At 60.7% G+C, this 1,032-nt stretch carries 2 protein-coding genes; both read left to right on the plus strand.

The features are described 5' to 3' along the window. Positions 1-684 (plus strand): CRISPR-associated endonuclease Cas1 (gene cas1 / locus BLR44_RS28455; RefSeq protein WP_143017544.1); only part of this gene is annotated, 684 nt, incomplete at its 5' end. Positions 685-698: 14 nt separating this feature from the next. After that, positions 699-962 carry a CRISPR-associated endonuclease Cas2 gene (gene cas2, locus BLR44_RS28460; protein ID WP_089688906.1) on the plus strand — a complete coding sequence of 88 codons (264 nt, stop codon included), beginning with the start codon at positions 699-701 and terminating at the stop codon, positions 960-962. The last annotated feature ends 70 nt before the right edge of the window (positions 963-1,032 follow it).

Here is a 1,032-nt window from a genome sequence, read left to right on the forward strand (position 1 = left end):
AACATCGGACGGGTGATCAAGTACTACGTGCCCCGCCTGAGCGGGGCTGCCCAGACGGCGGCCGAGCTGGCTTTGGAGATGATGGAGCGGGAAGGCAAAGCCCTGTTGCAGTGCACCGACATTCCTACGCTGATGAGCGTGGAAGGACGTGTGCGTGACCGCTACTACCAGCTCTGGCCTCACTTTCTCGGGGAGCGGGTGGCCACGCAGTTTCCCTACGACCGCCGGGAGCGCCGCCCCCCTTCCAACGAACTCAACGCCTTGATCTCGTTTGGCAACAGTCTTTGTTACACCACGGTTCTGCGGCAGATTTACCGCACCGCCCTGGACCCCACCATTGCCTATCTGCACGAGCCGGGCGAGCGGCGGTTCTCCCTGGCACTGGATCTGTCGGAAGTGTTCAAGCCGCTATTGGTGGACCGGGCCATCTTCCGTTTGCTCAAAAACGGGGAGATCACTCCTCGGCACTTCGAGCGCCGCCTAGGGGGCTGTTACCTGACCGAAGCGGGGCGCAAGGTGTTTGTGGCTCATTGGGACGAGCGTCTGCGCAAAACGGTGCAGCACCGGGGGCTGGACAAGAAGGTGTCCTACGAGCGACTGGTGCGCCTGGAATGCTACAAACTGGTGCGTCACCTCTGCGATCCGAAGGGGGATGCCTACCAGGGGTTTCACATGTGGTGGTAGAAGACGGGGAAAGGATGGCCTACTTGATTGCCGTGTACGATGTCAACCAAAAGCGTGTGGGCAAGATGCTCAAGTTGTTCCGACGCTACCTCACCTGGGTGCAGAATTCGGTCTTCGAAGGCGAGCTGACGGAGGCGCAGTTTCAGGCGCTGCGCCAGGAAGCCGATGCGCTGTTGCAGGACCAGGATGGCGTGGTGTTTTATCGCTTGCGCGACGAGCGCTACCGGGATCGCATCGCCTTGGGCGAAGAGAAAGGCGAGCGAAGTCGGTTTCTGTAAGTCGTCGGCTCCTCCCTTCTCGGCTACCCTCTGCGGGCATCATACCCCTCACCCTCGTATTAAAACGGCC

The sequence above is a fragment of the Catalinimonas alkaloidigena genome (genome assembly GCF_900100765.1).
GTDB classification, from domain to species: domain Bacteria; phylum Bacteroidota; class Bacteroidia; order Cytophagales; family Flexibacteraceae; genus Mooreia; species Mooreia alkaloidigena.